The organism is Kribbella sp. NPDC056345 (assembly GCF_042262745.1).
In the GTDB taxonomy this organism is placed as follows: Bacteria; Actinomycetota; Actinomycetes; order Propionibacteriales; family Kribbellaceae; genus Kribbella.
Map to the genome: position 1 here is coordinate 22,696 of NZ_JBHJQQ010000020.1, position 24,462 is coordinate 47,157.

Here is a 24,462-nt window from a genome sequence, read left to right on the forward strand (position 1 = left end):
TCACCACCACTTGTCACGCGACGGAACCTCAACCTACGACCAGCGCAGGCGGGCACACGATAAACGGGATACCGAACGCGATCGCCAGGCCCGCTTCACCAACGGAGGCCGGAAGCAGCTCGAGACCGAACGCCAGCAGCCCGGAGAGCAGGCAGAAGACAATGGTCGCGACCGGCACCAGCGAGACCATCGCGAGCAGCAGTACCTGCTGGCGGTTCTCCCGAGTCGTCCGGGCCAGCGACCGCCAGATGATGGCGGGACCGACAACCACCGTCGCCATCCACGGAGTGGCCGCCAGCCAGCTCCACGCCTCGACGCCGTCGGGACGCCACAGCGGCGCCATCCCTTCGTACGGACCGACCTCGGTCGTCATCAGCTCGAACAGCAGATACGCGGCCGAGTACGCCGTCACCCCGATGATGATCCGTCGCACGCGAACACCGCTCAGGTGGGCGAGCGCCACCAGGAAAGTTGCCTCGAGCAACCCCACTGGCAGGATGTGCCCGGTCGCCTGCAGCAGGACGGCAGCCCAGGCCACCACGTCCCGCTGTCCCCCGATCCCTGCCTGGCTCACGGCCACGGCGGTCGCCGCGAGATAGATCCACAGCAGTACGGCGATCACCAGCAGCCGGCGCCCGACCACCCGGGCCTGCCGGTGCACCAGGAACGCGCCCACCGAACACGCGACCACCGCAATGGTGATCGACAGGACGAACGGCGGCGCGTCGCCGCCGTACCGGAAACCCTGCCGGTACCCACCGAGCGTCACCAGGGCAGCGCCGGCCGCCGTGCCGGTCAGCACGCTCCCCGCGGCCAGCGCCTTCCACCCCATCGGCCCATGATGACAGCCCGGATCCGGCCTGGATATCCGTGTCACCACGGATATCCAGGGTCCTACAGGTCCCGCCAGCGGAACATGTAGCCGTAGTTGGTGGTGGTGCCGTCAAAGGTCCACTTCGGTCCGACCGCTCCCTTCAGCCCCCAGGAGACATTCGCGCTCAACGTCGAGTTCGTCCCGTGCCGCTCCACCTCGTAGTCCACGCCGCCGCCGAACACCGGCACGATCTCGACACCGACCGAGACGGTCTGGCTGAAGGAACTGTTCACCTGGTCGGCCCGTTCGGTGTGGAACTTCAGCGAGGCGCCGGCTCTGACCCCGCCGCTCAGCTGGAAGCTCGTCTTGTCGCCCACGTTGAACGTCATCCCGTAGTTGTCGCCGGTGACGCACATCTCGGAATCGAACTGGACGATGAAACCGGCTGATGCCGTGGCGCAGAGCGATACCGACTCGGTGCCCTCGTTCAGATGCCCGGACATCTTGTCCTGGAACTGCTTGAGGAAGTCCTTGTTCTGCGGACCGGCGCGCTTCTCGAGCTCGCGCGCCATCGCCGCCGCCTGCCGTTCCCGTCGCTCCCGCGCCAGCCGCTGTTCCTGCGCCGGTGCACCCGGTTGCGCGATCTTCGAGGTGTCACGGCGGTTGGTTCCATGACCCTTCACCGCGCCGGCGGAGCCGATGACCGTCTGTTGCCCGCCCATGTAGCTGATCCCGTACTGGTTCCCCAGATCGTCCTCGCCGCCGATCATGTACAACCCGGAAGCGTCGTTGAAGGTAACTGGACTGTTGTTGGCGTAGGCGTAGCCGTGGATCTGCTGCGGGTCGCCCGCGTCCATCACCTTGTCGACGGAGATGAACCGGCCCTGCGCCGCGTCGTACTCGCGGGCGCCGAGGTGGGTCAGGCCGGTGTCCTCGTCAGTGGTTCCGCCGACGAAGCCCTTCTCGCCGGGGAAGGGTTGCACTACACCGCGCGCTTCACCGAACGGCAACTGCTGCCGTCGTACGACGGACTGGTTCGCAGCGTCGATCGCGGTCGTCGGGGTGTCCTGCTGGTCCGTGGCCAGCCAGTTCAACCCCGCACTGCGGACTCCGATCGTCCGGCCACCATGCTGGTAGTAACGAGTGGCGTCGAGCGCACCGGTGGTTCGATCCAGTTCGAGCTCTTGGCCCGGCAGGTAGACGGTCGCGGTGTCCGCGTCGCTGCGAACCAGCCGCTCGCCCTCTGCCGAGTACTGGAACCTGGTCGTCTGACCACCTTCGCTCACTGCGGTCAGCCGTCCGTCGATGTCCCAGTCGAGCTGCTGATCGTTCCGGCCGGTGGTGTTGCCGGCCGCGTCGTACCGGAAGGTGCTCTCCGTCGCGGCCTTGGCGGCACCCACCGGCGCAGTGCTCACCGTGGTCGCCGCGTGCGGACGCGGCTGGCCCGCGGCCGGGTAGCTGTAACGCCTGACCACAGCGCTCTTGTGGTCGGTCTCGGTCAACCGGTTGCCGATCCCGTTGTAGGTCCAGCCCTGCCAGTACGGCGCCGGTCCGGCAAGTGCTGCCGTCGACGGCTCGGTCTGGCAACCGTTCCCTGGCGTCCAGGCAGCGGTGAGCCGGCGCAGATGGTCGTAGCGGAAGCACTGCCGGTCAGCGGGCCGATCCAGCGCAGTGTCGGCAATAGAGGTGATGTTGCCGGCCGGATCGTAGCCATAGTTCACGTCAGCCTGCATCGGGCGCGGCAGTTCGGCATCCACGATGGCACGACTGAGCTGCCGGGTGTGGTCGTCGTAGTAGAACGACAGCCAGGCCCGCTTGCCGTTCTCACCCAGATGGAGCCGCTGGGTTTCGCCGTACGACGTGTAGTCCGTCTGCTGCACGTAGTCGGTGGTGCCGCTGCCGTCCGGACCGCCGTACGTCTTCAGCGGCCGGCCGTGATCGTCGTACGTGTGGAAGATCGATTCACTGGGAAGCTCACCGATCGCAGGCAGCGTCTCGCTGGCCACGCTGCCGTCGACGTTGTACTTCTTGCTGGTCACGTAGGTGGCGGCCAGCCGGTCGTCACCCGCCGCGCCGTCCTCCGGCACCGTGACAGCTGTCTTCAAAGGCTGGTTCAGCTGGTTGTAGGCCAGCACATTGGTCGTGTAGGCCTTGCCGGTCGCGTCGTAGGTGACGGCCGACGCCTGCAAACCCTTTGCCTCCAAGCCATTCACGAGCCGGTCATAGGTCCACTCGGCCCGTTTCGGTCCGGTGGTCGAGCCCAGGTGACCGGCGAGCCGACGGCCCAGGTCGTCATAGGTGTAGGTGATGGTCTGGTTCCGCGCATCGGTCTTGGTCTTGAGGTCACCGGCGACGTCGTACGTCGAGGTGCTGGTGCCGAGATCCGGGTCCTTCGTCTGAACCTGCCGACCGCGCAGGTCGTACCGGTAGTCCCAACGGTTGCCAGGGGCATCGGCCACGGAGGCGAGCTGGCCGGCCGGGGTGTAGGTGTAGGCGGTCTCGTCGTACGCACCGGACGGTGTGCCGCCGTGATACTGGCGGAACGCGGTCGTCCGGCCCTGCGCGTCGACGATCGTGGTGGTGGCGGTGCTGCCGTCCGGTGGGTCGACATGAACGCGGTCGCCCTCGTAGCGGGTGCTCGTCCGCCACTTCTCGGCACCGGCTCCCTTGTAGATCGACTCGACCGCTCGCCCGGCACCGTCGTACTCGGTGACCGTGAGCCCCGGTATCTGGTTGTCATTGGCAACAGACAGCGTCTTGTCCACCGCCGCATCGTTGAAATAGGCCCCGGTGGTCTTCGTCACCCGGCTGTGCGAGTCGTAGCGGGTATCGGTGATCAGCCGCCCGCCACCCGGCGCGGGCGTCTGGGTCTGCCGTGCGCGCAGCAACCCGTCGTACAGGGTGTGACTGCTGGTGTAGCGGCCGGTCGGGCCGAGCTTGGTGGTCGTGACGACGGTGGGCGCGTCGTTGTGGATCTCGTAGCTGAAGCGGAAGTTCGGCGACTGTGGCTGGCTGCCACCGCGAGGACGGTTCGGCAACCAGACCTCGAGGGAGCGACCGAGGGCGTCGTAGCTGGTCTCGGTCACCCGGCCGTTGGCATCGGTGGCCAGCGTCGGCTGTCCGTACGACGGGTCGAGGGTGGTGCTGGTCGTGTGCCCGAGCGGGTTGGTCACGGTGACCTTGGTGACCGGTCCCCCGGTCGCGGGGAGGTAGGCGGTCCGGGTGATCTTCCCCAGCGCGTTCGCGCTTTCGATCACGCGACCGTGTACGTCGTACTTCGTGGTCCCGACCGTCGTGTAGACCGGGCCTGCGGACGGCCGCTGCTCCAACTGCCGGTTCGTGGTGATGTCCCCCGTTGTCGGCGCCGCTCCCGGCTGCTGCGAGTCGAACCCGGCCTCGACATCGGTGATCGCGTCCGTGGGGAAGCTCGGCGTCGTCCCGCACGCAGTGGCGACGGTCTCCTCCCGGGCTGCGAAGTCGATCAGGTACTTGGCCGTGTTCCGGGCGTACGTCGTGGTGATGCAGCGATCGTCGGCCGCCGTACCGAGATCGCCCTTGTCGTCGACCGTCTTCGCCAGGCCGTACTCGTCGTACTTCGTTTCGCTCTCGGTCTTGCGCCGCCCACCGGCCGCCAGCGTGGTGTAGGTGCTCACGATGGCCGGGTTGACGAGGTGGGCGTTGAAGCTGCCCTGGGTCGCGGTCGGCGCCGACACGACGGACTGCGTGATGGTCTTCGTGACGACACCGGCGCCGGTGCCGTCGTACGTGATGGTCTCGAACTCCTTGCCGGCCAGCGCTTGGTCGTCGTTGCGCTTCACGTGCTCGGAATCCTCGGCCTGGACGACCTTGGTGCCGCCCTGCCGGTTGAGCCGGTCGCCGTGCATCCCGCGGAAGAAGCGCTTCTCGGTCAGGGTCACCGGGCCGGCCGGATCGTTCGCGGCACCGCCGCGGATCTTGACCACGGCGAAACCGCGGTACTCGTTCCAGTTCTTCTTGTCCGGCGGGGTGAACTCCGAGCGGTCGTAGTGCCAGGCGGCATCGCCGTACTCGTAGTGGGTCTCCTGCTGCGGGTTGGAGCTGATCCGGTCGGACTGGATCACGGACGCGACCACGTACTTGTGGAAGTAGTCGGTGCGTTCGGCGAAGTTCTTGCCGGCCCAGGTCGCCGGGAAGCAGCGCTTGGTGTTCGACTCCGGGTTCGCCGGAGCCGTGGTGCAGTCGACGCTCGCATAGTTGATCGACGTGACTCCGCCGTACTCCGAAACGATGCCGGTGATCCGGTAGCGCAGGATCGGCGACAGGCTGTCGGCCAGGTGCACGCGGTTGGCGAGTTTCGAGCCTTCGAAGGTGACCGGGGGCAGGGTGATCGGCGTACCCGTGGCTAGACCGGTGTGAGTGATCGACTGCAGCCACAGAGCGGCGTTCTCGCCACTACCAGGCGCTGGGAACTGCTGGTGGAGGTTCCAGCGCTCCACATCGGAGTACTGACCGTTCTTCAGCACCTGGGTCGTGATCGCGTCCAGGCGCTTGGTCGTCCAGAAGCTGGGTGAGTAGTGGTCCTTGCACGTGGCAGCGTCACAGAGTTCATCCAGCGGTACGTCGGGAAAGCTCTCCTTCTTGCTGTAGGCACAGGTACTGCCGGGCACGCAGCGCTCCGCCGTACTGAACTCGACCCGGCCCGTTGCCTGGCCGGCGACGGCCGCGTTCAGCCCGTACTCGATCCGGGTCAGCCAGCCGCCCCGGATGTAGGTGACCGCAGTGTCCTTGCCGTTCTGGCCGTACTTGTTCGTCTCGGTCACGTAGTTGTACTGCACCGTGTTGCCGTGCCGGTCGACGATCTTGTCCAGGTTCCATCGCCAGGCCTGGGTACACGCCGACTCGGCGAAAGTCGCTGCGTGACAGGGCTCGTTCACGTCATCGCCGTACACCGGGACAGTCCAGGTGGACTTCGCGTCGGGGCGGGAACCGAAGAAGTACTGCGTCCCGTCGACCGTGGTGATCTTCCAGTACTCACCGTCCTTGGCCCCGTTGCCCGCACCTGGCAGCCGCTCGATCTTGGCGGCGTTGTCGTGCTCCTGGCGCCAGCCGTCCTTGCCGAGGACCAACCGTCCACCACCGGCCGGGTAGGACGCGGTGGCGTTCTCACTGCGCCAGCAGAGGTCGCCGACCTTCTCACCCGGGTTGCTGCCCTCCTTGTCCGCCGCGCAACCGCCGTAGGTGCGCTCGACGAAACCAGGGTTCAGATCCCACCCGTCCCCTACCCAGGACGGCTGGTTGTTCGTGGCACTGGTCCGGCCGTCCACCGCCGAGGAGGTGTACGACAGCGCCAACTGGGGTTGCAGACCGCCTGGGGCCGGCGGCACTCGGAGCGGGTAGGACCAGCTGAAGTCACCCGTCTGCGCCGACACGTCCCACGTCGACGAGGGCGACAGCGGCGTGGCCGACGGCGTACCGGCGCCTTCGCCTGCCTCGCTGCCACCGGGGTCTGGGTCGCCGTGCAATGCGTCGAGGCTCGCGGAGTCCGCTGGGCGGGATCCCATCGACTGGCCTGACACGGGGACCGATGAGGTGTTCGGTAGCGGGACCGACGGTCCCGAGGCGGCCATGACGGCTGCGGTGGGTGTCGCCTGGACAAGGGTGGCCACGAGGGTGGCGGAGACGAGCGTCGCGATGACACGCCGCATGATTCCTCCTGGGACAGGACGGTGGGCCGACCCGGCCCGTCGCGCCACCATCTCGGTCGGCCCCTGTCAGCGACCTGTCAGCAGCCGACCTTTCGAATGTCGCGGAAACCTGCGGTCCGAGATTTTTTCGACAGGCGGAATACTTGTTTTCGGTCCACCGAACTCTTAGATTCGGAGGATGAGGACAAGGTCGCTGTCGCTCGTGGTTGCCGTGCTGCTGCTGGCGGGGTGCACGCTGCCCGGTCAGGCGCGGTCCGACGGCAGGCCGGTCGTGCTGACGACGTTCACGGTGCTGGCCGATATCGCCCGGAACGTGGCGGGCGATCACCTGGCGGTCGAGTCGATCACCAAGGTCGGCGCCGAGATCCACGGGTACGAGCCGACCCCGGGTGATATCGCGAAGGCCTCGAAGGCCGATCTGATCCTGGACAACGGGCTGAACCTGGAGTCGTGGTTCGCGAAGTTCGTCGAGAGCGCGAAGGCGCCACATGCGGTGGTCTCGGACGGGGTCAAGGTCCTCGACATCACCCAGGACGCGTACGCCGGTAAGCCGAACCCGCACGCCTGGATGAGCCCGCTCAACGTCCGCACGTACGTCGACAACATCGTCACGGCCTTCAGCAAACTCGACCCCGCGCACGCGGCGGATTACGCGGCCAACGGCAAGGCGTACCAAGCAAAACTGCAGGACGTGCAGAACGAACTGGTCACCGGTCTGGCCGGACTGCCGAAGAACGAGCGCGCCCTGGTCACCTGCGAGGGAGCGTTCTCGTATCTGGCCCGCGACGCCGGCCTGACCGAGAAGTACATCTGGCCGGTCAACGCCGAGCAGCAGGCCACACCGCAGCAGATCTCGTCCACGATCGAGTTCGTCCGCGCGGGCAAGGTCCCCGCGGTGTTCTGTGAATCCACCGTCTCCGACAAGCCGATGCAGCGGGTGGTCGACGCCACCGGCGCGAAGTACGGCGGTGTCCTGTACGTCGATTCCCTGTCCGAGACGGATGGCCCGGTGCCGACGTACCTCGATCTCATCCGGCACGACGCGGCGACGATCATCGCCGGTCTGACAGGTCGCCCGTGAGTGCCGCGATCGAGGTCAGCGATCTCACTGTCCGGTACGGCGAGATCGTCGCCCTGGAAGGGGTCGACCTGCGCCTGGAGTCGGGGCGGGTCACCGGACTGATCGGGATGAACGGGTCCGGCAAGTCGACGTTGTTCAAGGCGATGCTGGGGATCGTCCGCCCGGACCAGGGCGAGATCCGGATCGCCGGGCGCACGGCCGCCGAGGCTCGGCGGCACGGCACGATCGCCTACGTCCCGCAGAGCGAGGACGTCGACTGGAACTTCCCGGTATCGGTCCACGACGTCGTGATGATGGGCCGCTACAGCCGGCTCGGCCCCACCCGGCGCCCCGGGCGAGCCGACCGGGCCGCCGTCGCGGAGGCACTCGACCGGGTCGAGCTGAGCGAGTACACGCACCGGCAGATCGGGCAGCTGTCCGGTGGCCAGCGGCGGCGGGCGTTCGTGGCCCGCGGGATCGCGCAGGAGGCCGGCATCATGTTCCTGGACGAGCCGTTCGCCGGCGTCGACAAACGCTCCGAAGCCACCATCGTCCGGCTGCTCCGCGAACTGGCCGCCGACCAGCGGACGATCCTGGTCTCCACCCATGACCTGCACGCACTGCCCGACCTGGCCGACGAGGCGATCCTGCTTCTGCGGCGAATCCTGTTCCAGGGCTCGGTTTCCGAGGCACTGCGTCCCGAGAGCCTGGCCCGCTGCTTCGGCCTGGACCCCCTCGAACAGGACACCATCTCATGACTCTTATGGACTTCCTGCTCGAGCCGCTCTCGTACGACTTCATGGTGCGGGCTCTCGTCACCACGGTCGTGGCGGCGGTGGTCTGCGCCGTACTGTCCTGCTGGCTCGTCCTGATCGGCTGGTCCCTGCTGGGCGATGCCGTGTCGCACGCCGTACTGCCTGGTGTCGTGCTCGCCTACCTGCTCGGCCTGCCGTTCGGGATCGGCGCGGTGGTGTTCGGGTTCCTGGCAGTCGGGCTGATCGGCGCGATCCGCAGTACCAGCCGGATCAAGGAGGACGCGGTGATCGGGATCGTGTTCACGACCCTGTTCGCCCTCGGCCTCGTCCTCATCTCGGTCGTCCCGAGCCAGACCGACCTGAACCACATCATCTTCGGCAACATCCTCGGTATCTCGCAGTCCGACCAGCTGCAGATCGGCGTACTGGCCGCAGTGGCGTTGGTGCTCCTGCTGTTCAAACGCCGTGACCTCACCCTGTACGCGTTCGACCCGGTCCACGCCCACGCCATCGGGCTGTCCCCGCGACGGCTCGGCGGACTGCTCCTCGGCGTACTCGCCCTGACCGCTGTGGTGGCGCTGCAGGTCGTCGGCGTCATCCTGGTCGTCGCGATGCTGATCATCCCCGGGGCAACGGCGTACCTGCTGACGGACCGGTTCACCCGCATGCTGGTGATCGCGCCAGCCCTGTCAGCGACCAGTTCGGTCGTCGGCATCTACCTCAGCTACTGGCTCGACGCCGCGTCCGGCGGACTGGTCGTGGTCACCCAGGGTGTGACGTTCGCCCTGGTCCACCTCTTCGGTCCACGCCGGGGTCTGGTGAGCACGTATCTGGCAAGCTGGTCCCGGCGAGCGGTCGCGAACGGATGACGGGGAGGCGAGCGGTGGCAGAAACACAGGTGACCGAGAACTACCTGAAGGTCGTCTGGAACGCCCGCGAGTGGTCGGATGGCCCGGTCACCGTCGGCGTCCTCGCGACCCGCCTCGGTCTGGCACCTTCCTCGGTGTCGGGCGCCGTACGCAAGCTCACCGAGCGCGGTCTGCTCACCCACGCCAAGTACGGCGACATCGAGCTGACCGACGATGGCCAGCGACTGGCGCTGGCCACCGTGCGCAAACACCGACTGATCGAGACCTTCCTGGTGGAGTACCTCGGCTACACCTGGGACGAGGTCCACGACGAGGCGGAGGTACTGGAGCACGCGGTCTCCGACACCTTCGCCGACCGCCTCGCCGCGAAACTCGGTGAACCCGACCACGACCCGCACGGCGACCCGATCCCCCGCGCCGACGGCACCGTCACCCTCGTGGAGCAAGCAGCCCTCGACACCATCGAGCCCGGCCGCCACGTCCGCGTCGCCCGCGTCTCCGACGAGGACCCAGACCTCCTGCGGCACCTGGCCGAGCTCGGCATCACCATCGGCACCGCCCTGGAGGTCCACCGCCGCCAGGACGCCATCGGCACCATCGACGTCGACTACAACGGCGCCTGCCACATCCTCGGCCTCACCGCCGCCCGCTCCATCCGAGTCTCCCCCAACTGACTTCAGCAGCTGGAAACCCACAGGTGTGAGCTGATCCTGTTCTCCATCGGGTAGTTGTGCCCTGCGCCGCCACCTCTGGTGAAGCGCTGGTTCCTCAGGTCCGGCCAGTAATCTCCCTTGCTGAGACAGGCCCAAGCGCCCCCGCGATTGATGTCGTTGTAGAAGTTCACAGCCCAGGAGTACCCCCTGTTCTGGACCGAGCTGGCCCTGTCCTGCATGTTGCGCGCAACGCCGTTCCAGTCCGTGCAGGTGGACCAGTTGTCATCGTTGCCCACCCATCGGCAGTGGTAGAACTCACCGGCATTGATGTCCAGCCAGGCGTAGACGTGCCCATCCGGCGGTGGCGCGGTCACCGCTGCTGACGCTGAGGTCGTGCTCACGACCGCGCCACCCATGGCCGCGACGAGAATCGCACCTGCCGCTGCTGCCTTCTTCAGGAATCGCATTTTCTTCTCCTCGTTAGGTTGGGATTTACAGCGCTCGCGCCTTCGGAAGCGCGCGCCGCTGCAGGTCGACGCGTGTGGAGAGCAGCGACTGATGCTGCTCACGCAACTGCGCGTCATAACTGGTGTCGAGCTCTCGAACCAGCGCGCCGAGGCCGGTACTGCTCGCACACCGGGCCTCCGCGCCGGCCTGCCGGAGCTCGACGGCTTGGGACAACTTCTCGGCGCGCGCCGCGTCCGGTGACGCGAACCGGTAGCCCCGGTCTCGCATGCACGCCGACCACGCCGGCAGCGCCGCCTGGTACCGCGGATCGCCAAGCACCATCCCGAACCGGTGACCCTTCAGGTTCTCGATCACCTTGGTGGACGCGTACCAGGTCGGCAGGTCGCCGTAGAGCTCGCGTTGTGCCTCGGACTGGCAGCCCTTGTCGCTGTGCTGGACGACCTGGCCGCCGGGAAGGGTGGCAGTCAGACCGGTCGGTTCGGGTCCGTTGAGGGCGGTCGCCACGGCCTGTTGTCTGGTGGGCGGGAGCGAACGGAAGTACCGCTCGTTCGGATCGACCTTCGCCTCGGCCTGCCGGCGCAACGCCGTACCGTAGCCGTGCTTGTCCGCCCACCCGACGTCGTCCACCACATACCTGAAGGTGAACGGCACCGGGTCCACGAACCGCGGGACGATCGTGTACTGGAAGCCCGCCCGCTCGATGCACCGCTGGATCAGGATCTGTTCGGCCCGCTCCAGCTCGTCGACCTCATCGACCGAAATCTGCGCCGGGCCACCCGCCTGCTCCGCCTCCGCCGCACCGAGCTGCGGCCGTACGACGGTCACCCCGACCACCGCAACCAGCCCCGCTGCCGCCATCAGAACCGCGCCACGGCGCCCTGTCCTCGTCATCTCGTTCCCCTTCGATGCTCGATGGGAACGAGACTGCAGCCCGCCGCTGACAGGCCGCCTTCAGGCCGCTTTCAATCGGCTGACAGCGCCCTAGTTCTTGAGGGTGATGGTGGCTGTGTGGGTGCCGGGTGGGAGCTTGATGGTTCCGGCTGTCTGGTTGATCGTGGCGCCTCGCACCGAGACGTGGGCGATGTTGTTTCGGAGGGTCGGTAGTTCGAGGCTGTAGGTGGTGGGTGGGCCGGTGAAGCGGATGGTTACGCGCTTGCCGGTGGTGGTCAGCTGGTAGCCGAGGCGGGTTCCGTTGCGGGCGGGGTAGCGGTTGAGGCCGATCTTCTGGTGGTCGCGGATCCATTCGGTGGGTACGCCGCGGCCGATGATGACGGTGCCGTCGGACTTCTCGGAGATCAGCGAGTCGAAGAGGACCTTGGTGGCGGTGGACTGTCCCCACATGTGCTGGTTCGAGCCGCCGCCACCGCGGGCGTGGTCGATGTCCCACGGCGAGTCCGCGCTCGGGTAGTCGACACCTTCCCACCAGCCGAACGGCCCGCTCATCGCGTGGGAGATCATGAACTGGTAGGCCTTGATCCCGAGGTCGCGGTACTGCTCACCGCGCAGGGCCGCGCTTCCGTAGCCGGCGTTGTAGGCGCTGGAGAAGTAGCCGTGCGGATAGCCACCGAAGTTGTAGATCGTGTCCGAGATGTCCTTGCGACGCTCGAAACCGCGTGTGTACGTCGCATCGATCGTGTCGAGCATGGTTCCGCTCTGCTCCGCGCCGAACAGGTAGCCGTCCCAGGCCCAGCGCCCGAACAGGAACATCGAGGCCCAGTTCGCATCGCGTGGATCCGCACGCGGTCCGGTCTCGTTCGGCTCGACCATCGAGATCGGCAGGTAGTCCAGGTGGTGCTCCCGCATCGTCTGCTCGATCCGGGCCGTTGCCACGCGCAACAGGTCGTCGTACTCCGCTTTCGCCCACGCGGCCTCCGCGGTCTCGCCGAGCGCGGTCGCGAGATACCGGTACGTCGTGAGCCCGGTCAGCGCGGACCAGTTGTCGATGGTCCAGTAGCCGAGCGAGTCGATCGCGAAGGTCTGCTTGATGATCCCGGTGCCACCGTCGATCCGGTCGGTCTCGATCGTGTGCGTGTTCTTCTTGATCACCTCGAACCGGCTGCGGACGAAGTCCTTGTCACCGGTCCGCTGCAGGTAGACGGCGTACGGCCAGCTGTACTTCCACTTCGCGTCGTCGTACTGCAGCTGCGCAGGCAACGTCGACAGGTAGTCCTTCGCATACCTGAAGTCGCCGATCGTGAGCAGCGTCGACACGATCCCGATCGTGTCGTGGTCGAACATCTCGTCGTACCCGTTCTCACCGACGTGCAGTTGTTTCGCGCCGGCGATGTCGTCGCGGATGATCAACGTGTAGATGTAGCCGGCCTTGTACGCGTTGATCAGCCGCTTGTCCGGGAGATCCGTGATGTCCGCAATCGCCGCCAGGCGCGTGTTCCAGTACTGCCGCATGTGCGCGTAATGCTTGCCGAAATCACCGGCCGCCTGCAACTGCGCCCCGGTCGGCCACTCGTACGTACCGCCGAACCGATCGGCAGCGATGGCATAGTCCCGTACGACGGTCTGCCCCGCCCCCACCGTGGTCCCGGCGGCGGTCAACGGGGTGAGCGCCGCCGACACCCGCGGCAGCCGGGCCTCGGTGGTGGTCGTGTTCGTCACCGTCATCCGCGAGTAGGCCACCTCGAACCGGTTGCCGCCGACAACGACCAGGTCGGCGAAGTTCTCGATCTTCACCGCGAGACCGTCCTTGGCGTACTCGCTGACAAAGGCCGGCAGGTACCCCTCGGCATTGGTCCACTTGATCTTCCCCGGGATGTCCGGGACCCCGAACGTGACCATCAGATTGCCTCGGCTGCGCAACCGGTAGCTGCCGTCGATATAGGCGATCGGTGCGTTGAGATCACCTTCCCACCCGAACGATGACGTCAGTCCCGGGTTCGTCACGCTCGTGTACTCCGCACTCGCCGCAGACGACACCGCCTCGTCGAACGCAGCCTTCAGCAACAGGTACGCGATCCGGAGATCACCACCGCCGGCCAGCACGTCCCGGGCCGACGCGATCTCGCGGTCGAGCTGCTGCGTCGCCGGGTCACTCGCCGCGGTGACATCGGTCGCGGCAATCTGCGTGAGCAGATCCTGCGCGAGCCGTCGATAGCCGTCGGCCGAGGTGTCAGCGACAGTCACCCCGGCCAGCGTCACGTTGCCGGAGTCATGGGACTTCCGCAGGAGTTGCGCGCTGATCCGGGCCGAGTCGCCGGCGGCGAGCGTGAGCTCGAACAGCCTGGTGACCGGCGCATCGGTGCTGACCAGATCAGTACTCACGGCAGCCGGCGTACTGCTGCCGTTGAGGAAGACCGAGATCTTCGCCGTCGCGCGCCAGGCACCGGAAACGAAGCGCACGGCCCGCCCGCCCGCGGCCGCCGGGATCGTCAAGTCGTAGCCATAGGCATCGGTGAGGTCGGCGTTCACCGGGGCTCCGTCGGCGAAGAAGATGCCGCCCTGCCGCGTCCCCGGTTGACTCTGCATCGGTACGCCGTTCGTCCAGGAATACGTCACCGGGTTGTCGTTCTGCGCGCCGATCGTGGCCCCGGACTGCTTGTTCGCGACGGTAAGGTTCCCGCCGGTACGCCGATTGGTCGTGGAACCGTCGACGTGCAGCCAGTCGTCGGGCCCCTCGGTGGTCAGGTTCATCGTGATCGGCGGCGCGGTCGCGGCGAAGGGTCCGACCGGCGACAGGGCAGCCGCGGACAACGACAGATTGCCACTCGGATTGAGCTTCTCCGTGAGGTTGCCCGTGACAACAATCCCCTCCCCCGGGCGGATCGTCACGCTGTAACGCTTCACGGCCGCCGTCGCGTCCGCGGCAGCCTTGACCGGATACGCGCCCCGGCCGTCGAGCCCCGCGACAGTGACAGTCCCCCGCGCCTGCCAAGCCCCCGCGACGAACACCAGCCGCCGCAGCGAATCGGCCGCCGGCACCGTGATCCGGTACCCGCCCTGCTGGAAGACACCGCCAGTCGTGACACCCGGCGTCGACGCCGTACCGGTCCCGTCGGACCACGAGAACCGCAGCGGGCTGTCGGTGAGCGTGTCCGGTCCGCCGCCGAGACTCTCGACCGAGATCGCAGGCGAGACACCGGCCTTCCGCTCGGTTCCGCTCCCGGTCACGTGCACCCAGTCCAGTTCGCCGTACGACGTCAGGTCCAGCTGCCCCGCCGTACCAGCACCGCCGCTCAGGTTCGCCACGTTCACGACAAACGAACTCGCCGCCAGAACCGGCGCAGCCGGCGACGGCGTCACCGCGGACGACACAAGCACACCGGCAACGAGCGCCGCCAACAGCCTCACGTGGCTCTTCATCGACGCCCTCCAGCGGAATTAGAACGTTAAAAACGTGTCGCGAACGCTACTGAGCCACCCGCCCGGCCGTCAAGACTCCACGAACAAGCGAACCGTCAGCTGAGGCGGAGGACGCGGGCGGAGGGCTCGGAGGCGTTGGTGGTGATGGTCAGTGAGTCACCGGTCCAGGTGTAGCTCCAGTCGCCCAGGTCGGTGGGAAAGTGCGGCTCGACTGCTGACCGGGCGAGCGGAAGGGTGACTGTGGCTGGGCCGGCTGCCCGATGCCAGACGGTGAGGTAGGAGGCCGAAGGCCCAGTCAGGCAGAGTGCGACCCACTCGTCGGTCCAGGCAGGCAGCCCGAGCGGCCAGCTGGGCACCAGAGTGTCGAGATCCTCCAGTACGACGCGATGCGCGGCGAGCGCGGACCGCACCAGATCGAGCTCCTCGGGGCTCATGCGGTTGAGGTGGCCGGAGAGGTAGAGCCGACCCGGAATGCCGTTGACCAGTGCGAAGGTGAACTCTTCGCGCGTGCTGCCGGCGATCGGATAGGCCCAGTGACCGGCCTGTTCCGGCAGTACGGCGGCCGGGGCGGCTGCGGTGATCGTTGCGTAGAGCAACGGGTGCTCCTGGTCCGACGTGGACTGCAGGTGCAGACGGGACAGCAGCGCGTAGTCCATCCGCATCGCTCCGGATGCGCAGTTCTCGATCAGCAGGTCGGGGTGCCGGGCCTGGATGTCGTCGAGCCAGCTGAGCAGGGCCCGGTTGTGTTCGAGCAATCCGTGGCCCAGCGACGTACCGGCCTTGTCCGTTCCGGGCCCGGTCACCGTGTTGTTGTCGAACTTGAAGAACCCCAGGCCGAACTCGCTGATCAAGCGATCGACCGTGTCGTTCAGGTGCTTGCGGGCGGCGGCGCTGCGGAGGTCCAGCAGGTAGCGACCGGACTCGGCGACCCGCGCACCACGGCGCGTGAGGAAGGCTTCGTCCGGTAGTTCCTGAGCGACTGGCGAGCGGACCCCGATCACCTCGGGCTCGAGCCAGATCCCCGGGACCATGCCGCGCGCGTGGATCCGGTCGATCACCTCGCCGAGACCGTTCGGGAAACGGGTGGTCGATGGTTGCCAGGCACCGACGGTGTTCCACCAGTCGCCCTCGGCGTACCAGCCGGCGTCGATGCAGAAGTAGTCCGCTCCGACCTCCGACGCCGCATCGATCAGCGGCAGCAGCTTCTCCGTCGTCGGGACACCCAGCAGGGTGTTCATGAAGTCGTTGAAGATGACCGGCATCTGGTCGTCGGCAGGCCGCCGTCGGCGCACGGCTCGTCGCTGGCGGGTGAGTGCGGCGAAGGTGCTGTCGCGATCCGTCCCGGCCACCAGCGAGACCGGCACAGTGGTCAGCGGCTTGGCGGCTGTGAGCTCGAAACTCCACTGGTGCTCCTGGTCGGTCGGGCCGCTCAGCAGGAGATAGCCGCCGTACCGGCACTCCCCCAGTTCGTAGTGCCAGCCACCGTTGTGCTCGATCTGCCAGCCGAACGCATCCGGCCCGACCAGCACACCCACCGGCAGTCGCTCGCCCGACGACCACGACCCCGTGCTCGTGACGGCGTACCGACTTCTCGCGACATGCCGATGCTCATCGCGCACGATGTCCGCCAGCTCCGACCGCAAGGGCCGCGCTGACCATCTACTCTCCGCCATCCAGCTGTTAGCGGCGGTGTACAGCTCGAAGTCGACCGACGGCAGCCCAATGACCAGCGACGACAGGAAGGTCAGCTCCAGCCTTCCGGCTCCAACCATCGACGCCTCGGTCCAGGCCTGTACGCCGGCCCCGGCCACGAACACGCTGGTCACCCGCAACTCCGACTCCGGGTCCTCCTGAACAATTCGCAACGTCTGCCCGGTGTCCTGGTGGCCGACGTAGCGAAGCCGTTGCCCAAGGATGGTGTCGATGTGCCGATGACTGCTCGACAAGTGCCCATGGCCAACAGCCGTCACCGCCACCAACGCCGGTCCGGCAGGCCCCGGCTCTCCGGCGGTCGCCCGTACCGGCCCGTCGTCGAGGACGAACGTCAGGCTCAGGTCAGGCGTGTCCCAACGCAGCAAGGCCATCTCAGGCGGATCGCAGCTCAAGGGCAAGGCAGTTGGCGACCGCAACCGGCGGCACCTCAGGCAGTCTGACCACCAAGACCCCGTGGCTCTGCTCGAACGGGACCGGGCCGTGACCGAGGAGGCGGACACCGGTGACCGTTTCGTGGTCTGCAAGGGTGCGGATCACGCTGCGTCCGTCCTCGGGCCAGGCCAGCTGGAACGCGTACACGGTGTTGTCCCGGCGGGTGAACCGGTAGTCGGAAGCGGTCCAGTCGACGCGGTCCTCGGTGAATCCGGCGATGGTCACACTCGACGGCCCCTCACCGAACACCCGGAATGGCCTGGTGCCATGAATGCCTTCACCGCACACGCGCATCCAGGCACCGAGTTCGTCGAGCAACTGTGAGCACTCGACATCGAGCGTGCCGTCCGGCAACTGCGGGATATTGAGCAACAGGTTGCCGTTCTTCGACACGATGTCGACCAGCAGCTCGACGACGTGCTCGGGCGTCTTGTAGACGTCGCGGACGTTGTAGAACCAGTCGCCGACCGAGGTGTCGGTCTGCCAGGGCGCAGGCTGGATCTCAGGGGTCTGGCTGCGTTCGATGTCCATCACACCGACCACACTGATCTCGGGCCGGCGATCCTTCTGCTGATAGACGGCCCGATTCGTCCCATGCATGCGCGCACTCGTGTTGTAGAGGTGAGCGACCGCTTGCAGACCCGGCGTGTAGTCCGATTCACCGAACGGCAGCGGACCATCGGAGTACAGGAGGTCAGGCTGGTAGCGATCGACCATCTCGGTCACGGCCTCGAGCCAGTAGCGGTGCCACTCGGGATCGCTGCTGTACCACGGCTCGTGGACCTCGATGTCCTGGGCAGGCAGATACCCCCGGTTGTCGAGGTAGAAATCCCGGTACGCCGGATCGTTGCCGTCGTACGGAATACCGGCGTACCGCCCGCGCTGGTCGCTGCCCTTGTTGACCGCTGTCCAGCCGAGCGTGGCCCCGAGGTGCTCGGTGATGCCGAACGGGAGGCCGCGCTGCTCCGCGGCCTCCTTCCAGAGCGCGACGATGTCCTTGCCCGGACCGACCTTGACCGAGTTCCAGGGGTGGATCGCCGACTCGTAGTTGAAGAAGTTGTCGTGATGCACGGCCTGCGCCACGAAGTACCGGGCGCCGGCCGCGACGAACTGGTCCATCACCGCGTGCGGATCGAACCGTTCGGCCTTCCACAGCTGGACGATGTCCTTGTAGCCGAACTGCGACGGGTGACCGTAGGTCCGCAGATGGTAGCGATACTGGTCGCTCCCCTCGCGGTACATGTTGCGGGCGTACCAGTCGCCGTACCGCGGCACGGACTGTGGTCCCCAGTGCGACCAGATGCCGAGTTTCGCGTCCCGGAACCAGTCCGGACACTCGAATGTGGCCAAGGACTCGAAGGTTGCGTCGTACGGCACTGGTCGCTCCTCAGCGTTACTTGTTGGGGATCTTGTCGTAGGCGGCCTGCTGGATCTCGAGGTACCGCTTCAGGCCGAGGCCCTCGAGTCCCTTGACGTAGCTGTCCCAGTCGCTGTCGATGTTCTTCGAGCCGGTGACGAACTGCAGGGCGTTCTGCTGGACGTAGTTGTCGATATTGGTCTGCAGGGTCGCCACCTCGCCGGCCAGCGACGGATCGATCCACACCTTCCAGTACGGGTAGATCTTGGACTTGTCCTCCTTACCGGCGTAGAGCTTGGTCGCCTCGTACAGCCGGCGCTCGTAGCCCGCTTGCGAGTAGATGTCGGTGGCGATCGCCTCGGAGTTCCGGAAGGTCGCGGTGTTGTTGTACTGCGCCAGCGCCTGCCACCCGGAGTTCGGCGGGGCCGCACCGGGCTTCTGCGGGATCTGCGCGTACGACGGCTTCAGCGACTTGTCGAGCGCGACGTCACCAGCCTCGGGCTTGCGCCAAGTCTTGCCTTCCTTCCCCCAGAAGGCGTTGATCTGGCCCTCGTCGGTGAAGATGTAGTCGAGCAGCTTGATCGCCTGGATCTGCTCCTCCGGCGTCGCCTTGCTGGTCAGCACGAAGGTGGCGCCGGGCGCGCTCGGGAAGTTGTAGCCGGTGAAGTTCGCGCCATCCGGGCCGGTCAGCGGCGGTACGGCGTCGTACACCTTGTCGCGGCCGTCCGCCGAACCGATGTCCACGAAGATGCCCGAGTGCAGCGCGGTCGCGGCACCGAGAATCACCGTGCCGGCGTGATTGCCCTGCTGGCTCAGCGCGTCCGGGTTCTGGGTGAACGCACCCTTGTCGATCAGGCCTTCCTTGTACAGCGAGTTCAGGTAGGCGAGACCCTTCTTCCAGCCGTCCTTGTCCGCCTGGATGTCGACCTTGCCGTCGTTCAGCACCAGGGTCGAGTTGTTGTTACCACTGGTGCCCTGCGGGTTGTAGATGAAGGCGTTCATGAAGTACGGAATCAGAACGTCCCGTACGTCGGCGCTCAGCGGGATCTCGTCGGCCTTGCCGTTACCGTTGGGATCCTGGGTCTTGAAGGCCTGCAGCACCTTCCGCATGTCCTCGGTGGTCTTCGGCTGCTCCAGCCCGAGCTTCTTCAGCCAGGCAGAGTTCATCCACAACTTGGCCTGGTAGGAGCAGTGGAAGCAGTCCACCCACTGCGGCATCCCGTAGATCTTGCCGTCCGGCGCGGTCGCCATCTCCTTGTAGCCGGGCGAGGCGTCGAGCGCCTTCTTGATGTTCGGTGCGTATTGATCGATCAACTGGTTCAGCGGTACGACGACGCCCTGGTTCGACAGCTTCAGCAGATCCGACGGGCTGAACTGGTCGACCCACGGGATCAGCAGATACAGGTCCGGGTAGTCGCCACTGGCCAGCGAGATCTGCCGCTTCTCCTTGGCCGGGCCGCCGTCGAACGTCGTGGTCTGCCACTTGATCGTCAGGTTGAACTTCTTCTTCACCTCCTGGGTGAAGTCGTTCGTGGCCAGGTTCCAGTCGGCCGCCTGCGGTGCGAACACGTCGAGGGTGACCGCGGGATTACCGGTGATCGTGGGCAACGGCTTGCCCTGCTCGGCGTCCGGTCCGCTACTGGTGCAGGCCGCGAGCGCGAGTCCCAGGAGACCGATGCCGGCGATCGCGGCACGCCTCCGCCTGGTGAACTGTACAGACATAGATCCCTCACAGGGGTTGGGGTGATGCGGAGGATCAGCCCTTCACGGCGCCGATCATGATTCCCTTGGTGAAGTAGCGGGCGACGAACGGATAGATGAGCAGCACCGGCACACTGGCCACGACGATCAGCGAGTACTTGAGCAGGTCGGCCAGTTGCTGGCGTTGCAGGACGACGGACGCGTCGACCGCGCCACCGCCGGTGGTATTGAGGATCAGGATGTTGCGCAGCACCAGCTGCAGCGGGAACAGGTCCGGGTTCTTGAGGTAGATCAGGGCGTCGAAGTACGAGTTCCACTGCGTGATCGCGTACATCAGCGCCACCACGGCGATCATCGGTTTGGCCAGTGGAATCACCACCGACCAGAGGAACCGCAGGTCGCCGCAGCCGTCGAGCTGGGAGGCCTCGACCAGTTCGTCGGGGATCGCGGTCCGGAAGTAGGTGCGGGCGATAATCACCTGCCAGACCCCGATCGCCTGCGGAACGATCAACGCCCAGCGGGTGTCCAGCAGCCCCGCCGACTGCACCACCAGGTACGTCGGGATCAGGCCGCCGGTGAACAGCATCGTGAACAGGATCAGGGTCATCACGGTGTTGCGGCCGACCAGCGTCCGGCGCGACATCGGATAGGCGATCGCGATCGTCATCGTGACGCTGACGATCGTGCCGACGACCGTGTAGAACAACGAGTTGAGGTAACCCTGGACGATCTGCGGATTCTGGAACACAGCGTTGTAACCACGCAGTGAGAAGTCCACCGGCCAGAACAGCACCCGGCCGGACGACACCGCCTCCGGACTGCTGAACGAGCTGGCCACGATGTAGAGCAGCGGCAGCAGGACAACCGCGAGGAAGACACTCAGCAACAGATAGACACAGACGAGGAAGATGCGGTCTGTCCTGGGCTCCCGGATCCGGCGCGCCTTCATGACCACAGTCCGTTCCCGGTCACGCGCTTGGCGACCCAGTTGACGGCGAGCAGCAGCACTAAGTTGATCACCGAGTTGAACAGCCCGACCGCTGTCGCCAGGCTGAAGTCGGCGTTCAGCAGACCGGTTTTGTAGACATAGGTGGCGATGATCTCGGACTCACTCAGATTCAGTGGGTTCTGCAACAGGAACGCCTTCTCGAAGCCGATGGCCATGATGTTGCCGACAGCAAGCACCAGGATGATGACCGCGGTCGGCATGATGCCGGGCAGGTCGACGTGCCGGATCCGTTGCAGCCGGCTCGCCCCGTCGATCCGGGCCGACTCGTGCAGCGCCGGATCGATCCCGGACAACGCGGCCAGGTAGATCACCGCGGAGTAGCCGGTGGTCTGCCAGACGTCGGACCAGACGTAGATGTGCCGGAAGTAGTCCGGGTTGCCGAGGAAGTCGATCGCCGGCACCCCGAAGAAGCCCAGGCCTTCGTTGACGATCCCGAGCCGCGGTGACAGCACCAGGATCGTCATCGAAACGACCACCACGGTGGAGATGAAGTACGGCGCGTAGGTCACCATCTGGACCGTCCGCTTGAACAGGCCGTTGCGGATCTCGTTCAGCCCCAGGGCGAGCGCGATCGCCAGCGGGAAACTGGCGGCGACCGTGTACACCGACAGCAGGAACGTGTTCTTCACCAGGTTCCAGAACACGGGGTTGGCGAAGAACAGCTCGAAGTTCTGCCAACCGACCCAGGGGCTACCCCAGATGCCCTTGATCACGTTGAAGTTCTTGAACGCCAGGACGGCGTTCGACATCGGGATGTACTTGAAGACCGCGAACCAGATCAGCGGTACGACCATCAGCAAGTACAGGGTCCAGTGCCGTTGGAAACTGCGCCTCAGCCCGTCGATTGCCATCACACCCTCCTGGCCTGAGCCAGCGGATTCATAATATGAATTGCCGGGATCGTAGCGAGCATGTCGACATTGGTCCATACTGAACGGCATCTGAATCCAGAAAGATCATATCTATCGCTGCTTGGGAGAGGGCCCGCCATGCCACGTATCACCTCGGTGGAGGTCATCGACGTCCGCTTCCCGACGTCGCTGACCCGCGATGGGTCCGACGCGATGAACAAGGACGGTGACCACTCCGCGGCGTACGTCGTCCTGCACACCGACGAGCCGGCGCTAGCCGGGTACGGGTTCACGTTCACGATCGGGCGCGGCACCGACCTGTGCGTAGCCGCCGCCACTCAGCGCGCTGCCCCGCTCATCGGCCGAGAGGTCGACGACCTGTGCGAGAACCTCGGTGCGATCTACCGCGAGCTCCAGGCGGACAGCCAGATGCGATGGCTCGGTCCGGACAAGGGAGTCATCCACCTGGCCTTGGCCGCGGTGATGAACGCGGTCTGGGACCTGGCCGCCCGCCGGGCCGGCGTACCCCTGTGGCGACTGCTGACCGACATGTCACCCCAGCAACTCGTCGAGGCCGCCGACCTGCGCTACCTCGCCGACGTACTGACGCCGGAACAAGCTGTCGCGCTGCTGGAGGAGAAGGAATCGGGCCGTAAGCAGCGGATCGAGCAGCTGGAGGCATCCGGCTACCCCTGCTACACCACCTCCGCCGGGTGGCTCGGTTACTCCGACGACAAACTGCGGCAGCTGTGCGAGGAAGCCGTTGCCGCAGGCTACAAACACGTCAAACTCAAGGTCGGCGCGAATCTGGCCGACGACATCCGGCGCTGTGGGATCGCGCGCGAGGTCATCGGGGCGGACGGCCATCTGATGATCGATGCGAACCAGGTCTGGGAGGTGCCGCAGGCGATCGAGTGGGTCAAGGCACTGGCCGAGTTCGACCCGCTGTGGATCGAGGAGCCGACCAGCCCCGACGACATCCTCGGTCACGCGGCCATCCGCAAGGCGGTCGCCCCGATCGGTGTCGCCACCGGTGAGCACGGGATGAACCGGGTGCTGTTCAAGCAGCTGTTCCAAGCCGGCGCCATCGACTACTGCCAGCTCGACGCCGCTCGCCTGGGCAGCGTCAACGAGGTGCTCGCGGTCTACCTGCTAGCGGCCAAGTTCGACGTACCAGTCTGTCCGCACGCGGGGGGCGTCGGCTTGTGCGAACTCGTCCAGCACCTGGCGATCTTCGACTACGTGGCAGTCTCCGGCAGTCTCGACGGGCGGGTCACGGAGTACGTCGACCACCTGCACGAACACTTCGTCGAACCCTGCGTGGTGCGGAACGGTGCCTACGTCGTTCCGGTCGCGCCCGGATACAGTGCCGAGATGCACAGGGAGTCGCTTCAGACCTACCAGTACCCGCACGGGTCCTACTGGGCTGCGCTGCCATGACCGGCGGCAAGCTGACCGAGCCGACGGTTTCCCAGACGGATGTGGTCGTCGAGAGCATCCGGCAGATGATCATCGACGGCCGCCTCCGCCCAGGCGGCCGGCTGCCGGTCGAGAACGATCTCGCGGCCGCCCTCGGCGTCTCGAGAACCCCGCTCCGCGAGGGCGTCCGCGCGCTGTCCATGATGGGCATCCTCGAAACCCGCCGCGGCGACGGCACCTACGTCACCAAACTCGACCCCACCATGCTGCTCGCGCCACTCGGGTTCGTCGTCGACCTCCAGGACGGCAGCGCGACCCACCACCTGCACGCGGTCCGCCGGATCCTCGAAACAGAAGCCGCCGCCGCTGCCGCGCTGCACATCAGCTCGCCGAGCCTCGAGGCCGCGGCGGAACTGCTACGCCACAACGAGGCCGAACTCGCCCTCGCCGAGCCGAACCACGAAACAGTGATCGAGAACGACATAGCCTTCCACCGAATCATCGCCGAGGCGGGCGGCAATCCCGTCCTGGCCGCCCTCGTCGCAGCCCTGGGCGGACGCACGATGCGCGACCGGCTCCGCCGATCCATCTCCCAGCCCGGCGCCGACGAAACAGCCCACCGCGAACACCTCTCGATCCTCGCCGCCCTCACCGCCCAGGACCCCGACCGCGCCCGCACCCGGATGGCCGCCCACCTGTTCACCGTCGAGGACTACCTCGTCGAACAAGCGACAGATGCCGGTTAGTCCTCCGGTTCCTCAGCCAACTGAACCACCCAGCGGATCGCGGTCGGGGAGGTTTCTGTTTCGATGACGTGTTGCAGGGCTTGTTCGGAGAGTAGGGCTTCGAGGTCGGCTTCGTACTGCGCGAAGGCCTGAGCGGTGTCTTGCGGTCCGAGTCCGGGCGGCAGTTCCCTGGTGATGATGAAGGAGTCACCACGTTGTTCGGCGCCGGTGGTGCCGGCGACTGGGAGCTTGCCGAGGGCTTTGCGTTCTCCGACCAGGTCCAGCGCCTCCAGCACTGTGGGCTTCAGGTGGGCGTGGATCTGCTCGACTGTGGCGGTTTCGAGCTCCGGCCAGACCATCGAGAAGTCTGCGTTCACCAGGTGGCCGATTTCGTCGACCCGTCGCAGCGCGCTGCCCTTGGTGCTCACGCGAAACTCGAGTCCCAGGCTCACTCGCTCGTAGCCGCCCTGTGCCAGCCACGCCGCGCCGTCGTACTCGCGCATGATCTCGGCTGCGAGCTCTGGGTAGACCTGCGCCGCCCGACTCTCAGCAGCACCCGAGATGACCCTGCCAGAGGCTCCCCAGAAAGACCCGCCAACCAGCTGGAACCACGAGATCGCCACGGTCCGTCCCCTTTC

At 66.4% G+C, this 24,462-nt stretch carries 17 protein-coding genes and 1 pseudogene; 6 read left to right on the plus strand and 12 right to left on the minus strand.

The window, feature by feature from the left end; translation table 11 throughout:
* Window positions 1-28: 28 nt before the first annotated feature.
* Both ACFCV3_RS39355 and ACFCV3_RS39360 read right to left on the minus strand, forming a co-directional pair.
* Window positions 29-832, minus strand: coding sequence for a hypothetical protein (locus tag ACFCV3_RS39355; RefSeq protein WP_376039673.1), 804 nt, complete (start codon window positions 830-832; stop codon window positions 29-31).
* Between the two features lie 62 nt (window positions 833-894).
* Window positions 895-6,498 carry an RHS repeat-associated core domain-containing protein gene (locus ACFCV3_RS39360; RefSeq protein WP_376039675.1) on the minus strand — a complete coding sequence of 1,868 codons (5,604 nt, stop codon included), beginning with the start codon at window positions 6,496-6,498 and terminating at the stop codon, window positions 895-897.
* A 178-nt stretch (window positions 6,499-6,676) separates the two neighbouring features.
* On the opposite strand from ACFCV3_RS39360, the gene ACFCV3_RS39365 reads away from it, so the two are divergent.
* From ACFCV3_RS39365 to ACFCV3_RS39380, 4 genes are read left to right on the plus strand one after another with little or no spacing between them, the layout of a single operon-like run.
* On the plus strand, window positions 6,677-7,579 hold the full coding sequence (locus tag ACFCV3_RS39365; protein ID WP_376039679.1) for a metal ABC transporter substrate-binding protein: 903 nt from the start codon (window positions 6,677-6,679) through the stop codon (window positions 7,577-7,579).
* A complete protein-coding gene (locus tag ACFCV3_RS39370) occupies window positions 7,576-8,316 on the plus strand; it encodes a metal ABC transporter ATP-binding protein (protein ID WP_376039682.1) in 741 nt (246 codons plus the stop codon). The genes ACFCV3_RS39365 and ACFCV3_RS39370 overlap by 4 nt, the downstream gene beginning before the upstream one ends.
* On the plus strand, window positions 8,313-9,182 hold the full coding sequence (locus ACFCV3_RS39375) for a metal ABC transporter permease (RefSeq protein WP_376039684.1): 870 nt from the start codon (window positions 8,313-8,315) through the stop codon (window positions 9,180-9,182). Before ACFCV3_RS39370 ends, ACFCV3_RS39375 begins: the two co-directional genes overlap by 4 nt.
* 14 nt (window positions 9,183-9,196) lie before the next feature.
* Complete coding sequence (locus ACFCV3_RS39380; RefSeq protein ID WP_376039687.1) at window positions 9,197-9,856, plus strand: metal-dependent transcriptional regulator; 660 nt, start codon at window positions 9,197-9,199, stop codon at window positions 9,854-9,856.
* A 2-nt stretch (window positions 9,857-9,858) separates the two neighbouring features.
* Here ACFCV3_RS39380 and ACFCV3_RS39385 read toward each other — a convergent pair whose 3' ends face one another.
* The 9 genes and pseudogenes from ACFCV3_RS39385 to ACFCV3_RS39425 all read right to left on the minus strand — a co-directional run bounded on the left by ACFCV3_RS39385 (window position 9,859) and on the right by ACFCV3_RS39425 (window position 21,680).
* Entirely contained in the window at window positions 9,859-10,302 is a 444-nt protein-coding gene (locus tag ACFCV3_RS39385) for a hypothetical protein (protein ID WP_376039690.1), read from the minus strand.
* 25 nt (window positions 10,303-10,327) lie between these two features.
* A complete protein-coding gene (locus ACFCV3_RS39390; RefSeq protein WP_376039692.1) occupies window positions 10,328-11,194 on the minus strand; it encodes a hypothetical protein in 867 nt (288 codons plus the stop codon).
* Between the two features lie 90 nt (window positions 11,195-11,284).
* Window positions 11,285-14,617 (minus strand): sugar-binding protein, encoded by a 3,333-nt coding sequence (locus tag ACFCV3_RS39395; RefSeq protein WP_376039694.1) that lies wholly within the window; start codon window positions 14,615-14,617, stop codon window positions 11,285-11,287.
* A 95-nt stretch (window positions 14,618-14,712) separates the two neighbouring features.
* Window positions 14,713-16,701, minus strand: a complete 1,989-nt coding sequence (locus tag ACFCV3_RS39400) for an alpha-galactosidase (RefSeq protein WP_376039696.1) — start codon at window positions 16,699-16,701, stop codon at window positions 14,713-14,715.
* A gap of 1 nt (window position 16,702) precedes the next feature.
* Window positions 16,703-17,056 carry an alpha-L-fucosidase C-terminal domain-containing protein gene (locus ACFCV3_RS39405; protein ID WP_376039859.1) on the minus strand — a complete coding sequence of 118 codons (354 nt, stop codon included), beginning with the start codon at window positions 17,054-17,056 and terminating at the stop codon, window positions 16,703-16,705.
* A pseudogene (locus ACFCV3_RS39410) lies at window positions 17,051-18,142 on the minus strand (alpha-L-fucosidase); the annotation flags it as partial. The pseudogene ACFCV3_RS39410 and the gene ACFCV3_RS39405, both read right to left, overlap by 6 nt.
* A gap of 13 nt (window positions 18,143-18,155) precedes the next feature.
* Window positions 18,156-19,841: an ABC transporter substrate-binding protein gene (locus ACFCV3_RS39415; protein ID WP_376039699.1), complete on the minus strand. Its 1,686-nt coding sequence runs from the start codon at window positions 19,839-19,841 to the stop codon at window positions 18,156-18,158.
* Window positions 19,842-19,875: 34 nt separating this feature from the next.
* The gene (locus ACFCV3_RS39420; RefSeq protein WP_376039702.1) at window positions 19,876-20,769 is read right to left on the minus strand and encodes a carbohydrate ABC transporter permease; all 894 of its coding nucleotides are present in this window, start codon (window positions 20,767-20,769) and stop codon (window positions 19,876-19,878) included.
* Window positions 20,766-21,680, minus strand: coding sequence for an ABC transporter permease (locus ACFCV3_RS39425; protein WP_376039704.1), 915 nt, complete (start codon window positions 21,678-21,680; stop codon window positions 20,766-20,768). The genes ACFCV3_RS39420 and ACFCV3_RS39425 overlap by 4 nt, the downstream gene beginning before the upstream one ends.
* Before the next feature lie 138 nt (window positions 21,681-21,818).
* Between ACFCV3_RS39425 and ACFCV3_RS39430 the strand changes: the two genes are divergently transcribed.
* Window positions 21,819-23,120, plus strand: coding sequence for an L-fuconate dehydratase (locus ACFCV3_RS39430; RefSeq protein ID WP_376039707.1), 1,302 nt, complete (start codon window positions 21,819-21,821; stop codon window positions 23,118-23,120).
* Window positions 23,117-23,845 carry a FadR/GntR family transcriptional regulator gene (locus tag ACFCV3_RS39435; RefSeq protein ID WP_376039710.1) on the plus strand — a complete coding sequence of 243 codons (729 nt, stop codon included), beginning with the start codon at window positions 23,117-23,119 and terminating at the stop codon, window positions 23,843-23,845. Before ACFCV3_RS39430 ends, ACFCV3_RS39435 begins: the two co-directional genes overlap by 4 nt.
* Here the strand turns inward: ACFCV3_RS39435 and ACFCV3_RS39440 are convergent.
* The gene (locus tag ACFCV3_RS39440) at window positions 23,842-24,447 is read right to left on the minus strand and encodes a hypothetical protein (RefSeq protein WP_376039712.1); all 606 of its coding nucleotides are present in this window, start codon (window positions 24,445-24,447) and stop codon (window positions 23,842-23,844) included. The two genes, ACFCV3_RS39435 and ACFCV3_RS39440, sit on opposite strands and share 4 nt — an antisense overlap.
* Window positions 24,448-24,462 lie beyond the last annotated feature (15 nt).

Coding starts and splice junctions, on each gene's coding strand:
- ACFCV3_RS39405 (WP_376039859.1), bottom strand. CDS start 17,056: ATGCGCGTGTGCGGTGAAGGCATTCATGGCACCAGGCCATTCCGGGTG.
- ACFCV3_RS39400 (WP_376039696.1), bottom strand. CDS start 16,701: ATGGCCTTGCTGCGTTGGGACACGCCTGACCTGAGCCTGACGTTCGTC.
- ACFCV3_RS39390 (WP_376039692.1), bottom strand. CDS start 11,194: ATGACGAGGACAGGGCGCCGTGGCGCGGTTCTGATGGCGGCAGCGGGG.
- ACFCV3_RS39430 (WP_376039707.1), top strand. CDS start 21,819: ATGCCACGTATCACCTCGGTGGAGGTCATCGACGTCCGCTTCCCGACG.
- ACFCV3_RS39385 (WP_376039690.1), bottom strand. CDS start 10,302: ATGCGATTCCTGAAGAAGGCAGCAGCGGCAGGTGCGATTCTCGTCGCG.
- ACFCV3_RS39420 (WP_376039702.1), bottom strand. CDS start 20,769: ATGAAGGCGCGCCGGATCCGGGAGCCCAGGACAGACCGCATCTTCCTC.
- ACFCV3_RS39435 (WP_376039710.1), top strand. CDS start 23,117: ATGACCGGCGGCAAGCTGACCGAGCCGACGGTTTCCCAGACGGATGTG.
- ACFCV3_RS39360 (WP_376039675.1), bottom strand. CDS start 6,498: ATGCGGCGTGTCATCGCGACGCTCGTCTCCGCCACCCTCGTGGCCACC.
- ACFCV3_RS39395 (WP_376039694.1), bottom strand. CDS start 14,617: ATGAAGAGCCACGTGAGGCTGTTGGCGGCGCTCGTTGCCGGTGTGCTT.
- ACFCV3_RS39415 (WP_376039699.1), bottom strand. CDS start 19,841: ATGTCTGTACAGTTCACCAGGCGGAGGCGTGCCGCGATCGCCGGCATC.
- ACFCV3_RS39355 (WP_376039673.1), bottom strand. CDS start 832: ATGGGGTGGAAGGCGCTGGCCGCGGGGAGCGTGCTGACCGGCACGGCG.
- ACFCV3_RS39365 (WP_376039679.1), top strand. CDS start 6,677: ATGAGGACAAGGTCGCTGTCGCTCGTGGTTGCCGTGCTGCTGCTGGCG.
- ACFCV3_RS39375 (WP_376039684.1), top strand. CDS start 8,313: ATGACTCTTATGGACTTCCTGCTCGAGCCGCTCTCGTACGACTTCATG.
- ACFCV3_RS39425 (WP_376039704.1), bottom strand. CDS start 21,680: ATGGCAATCGACGGGCTGAGGCGCAGTTTCCAACGGCACTGGACCCTG.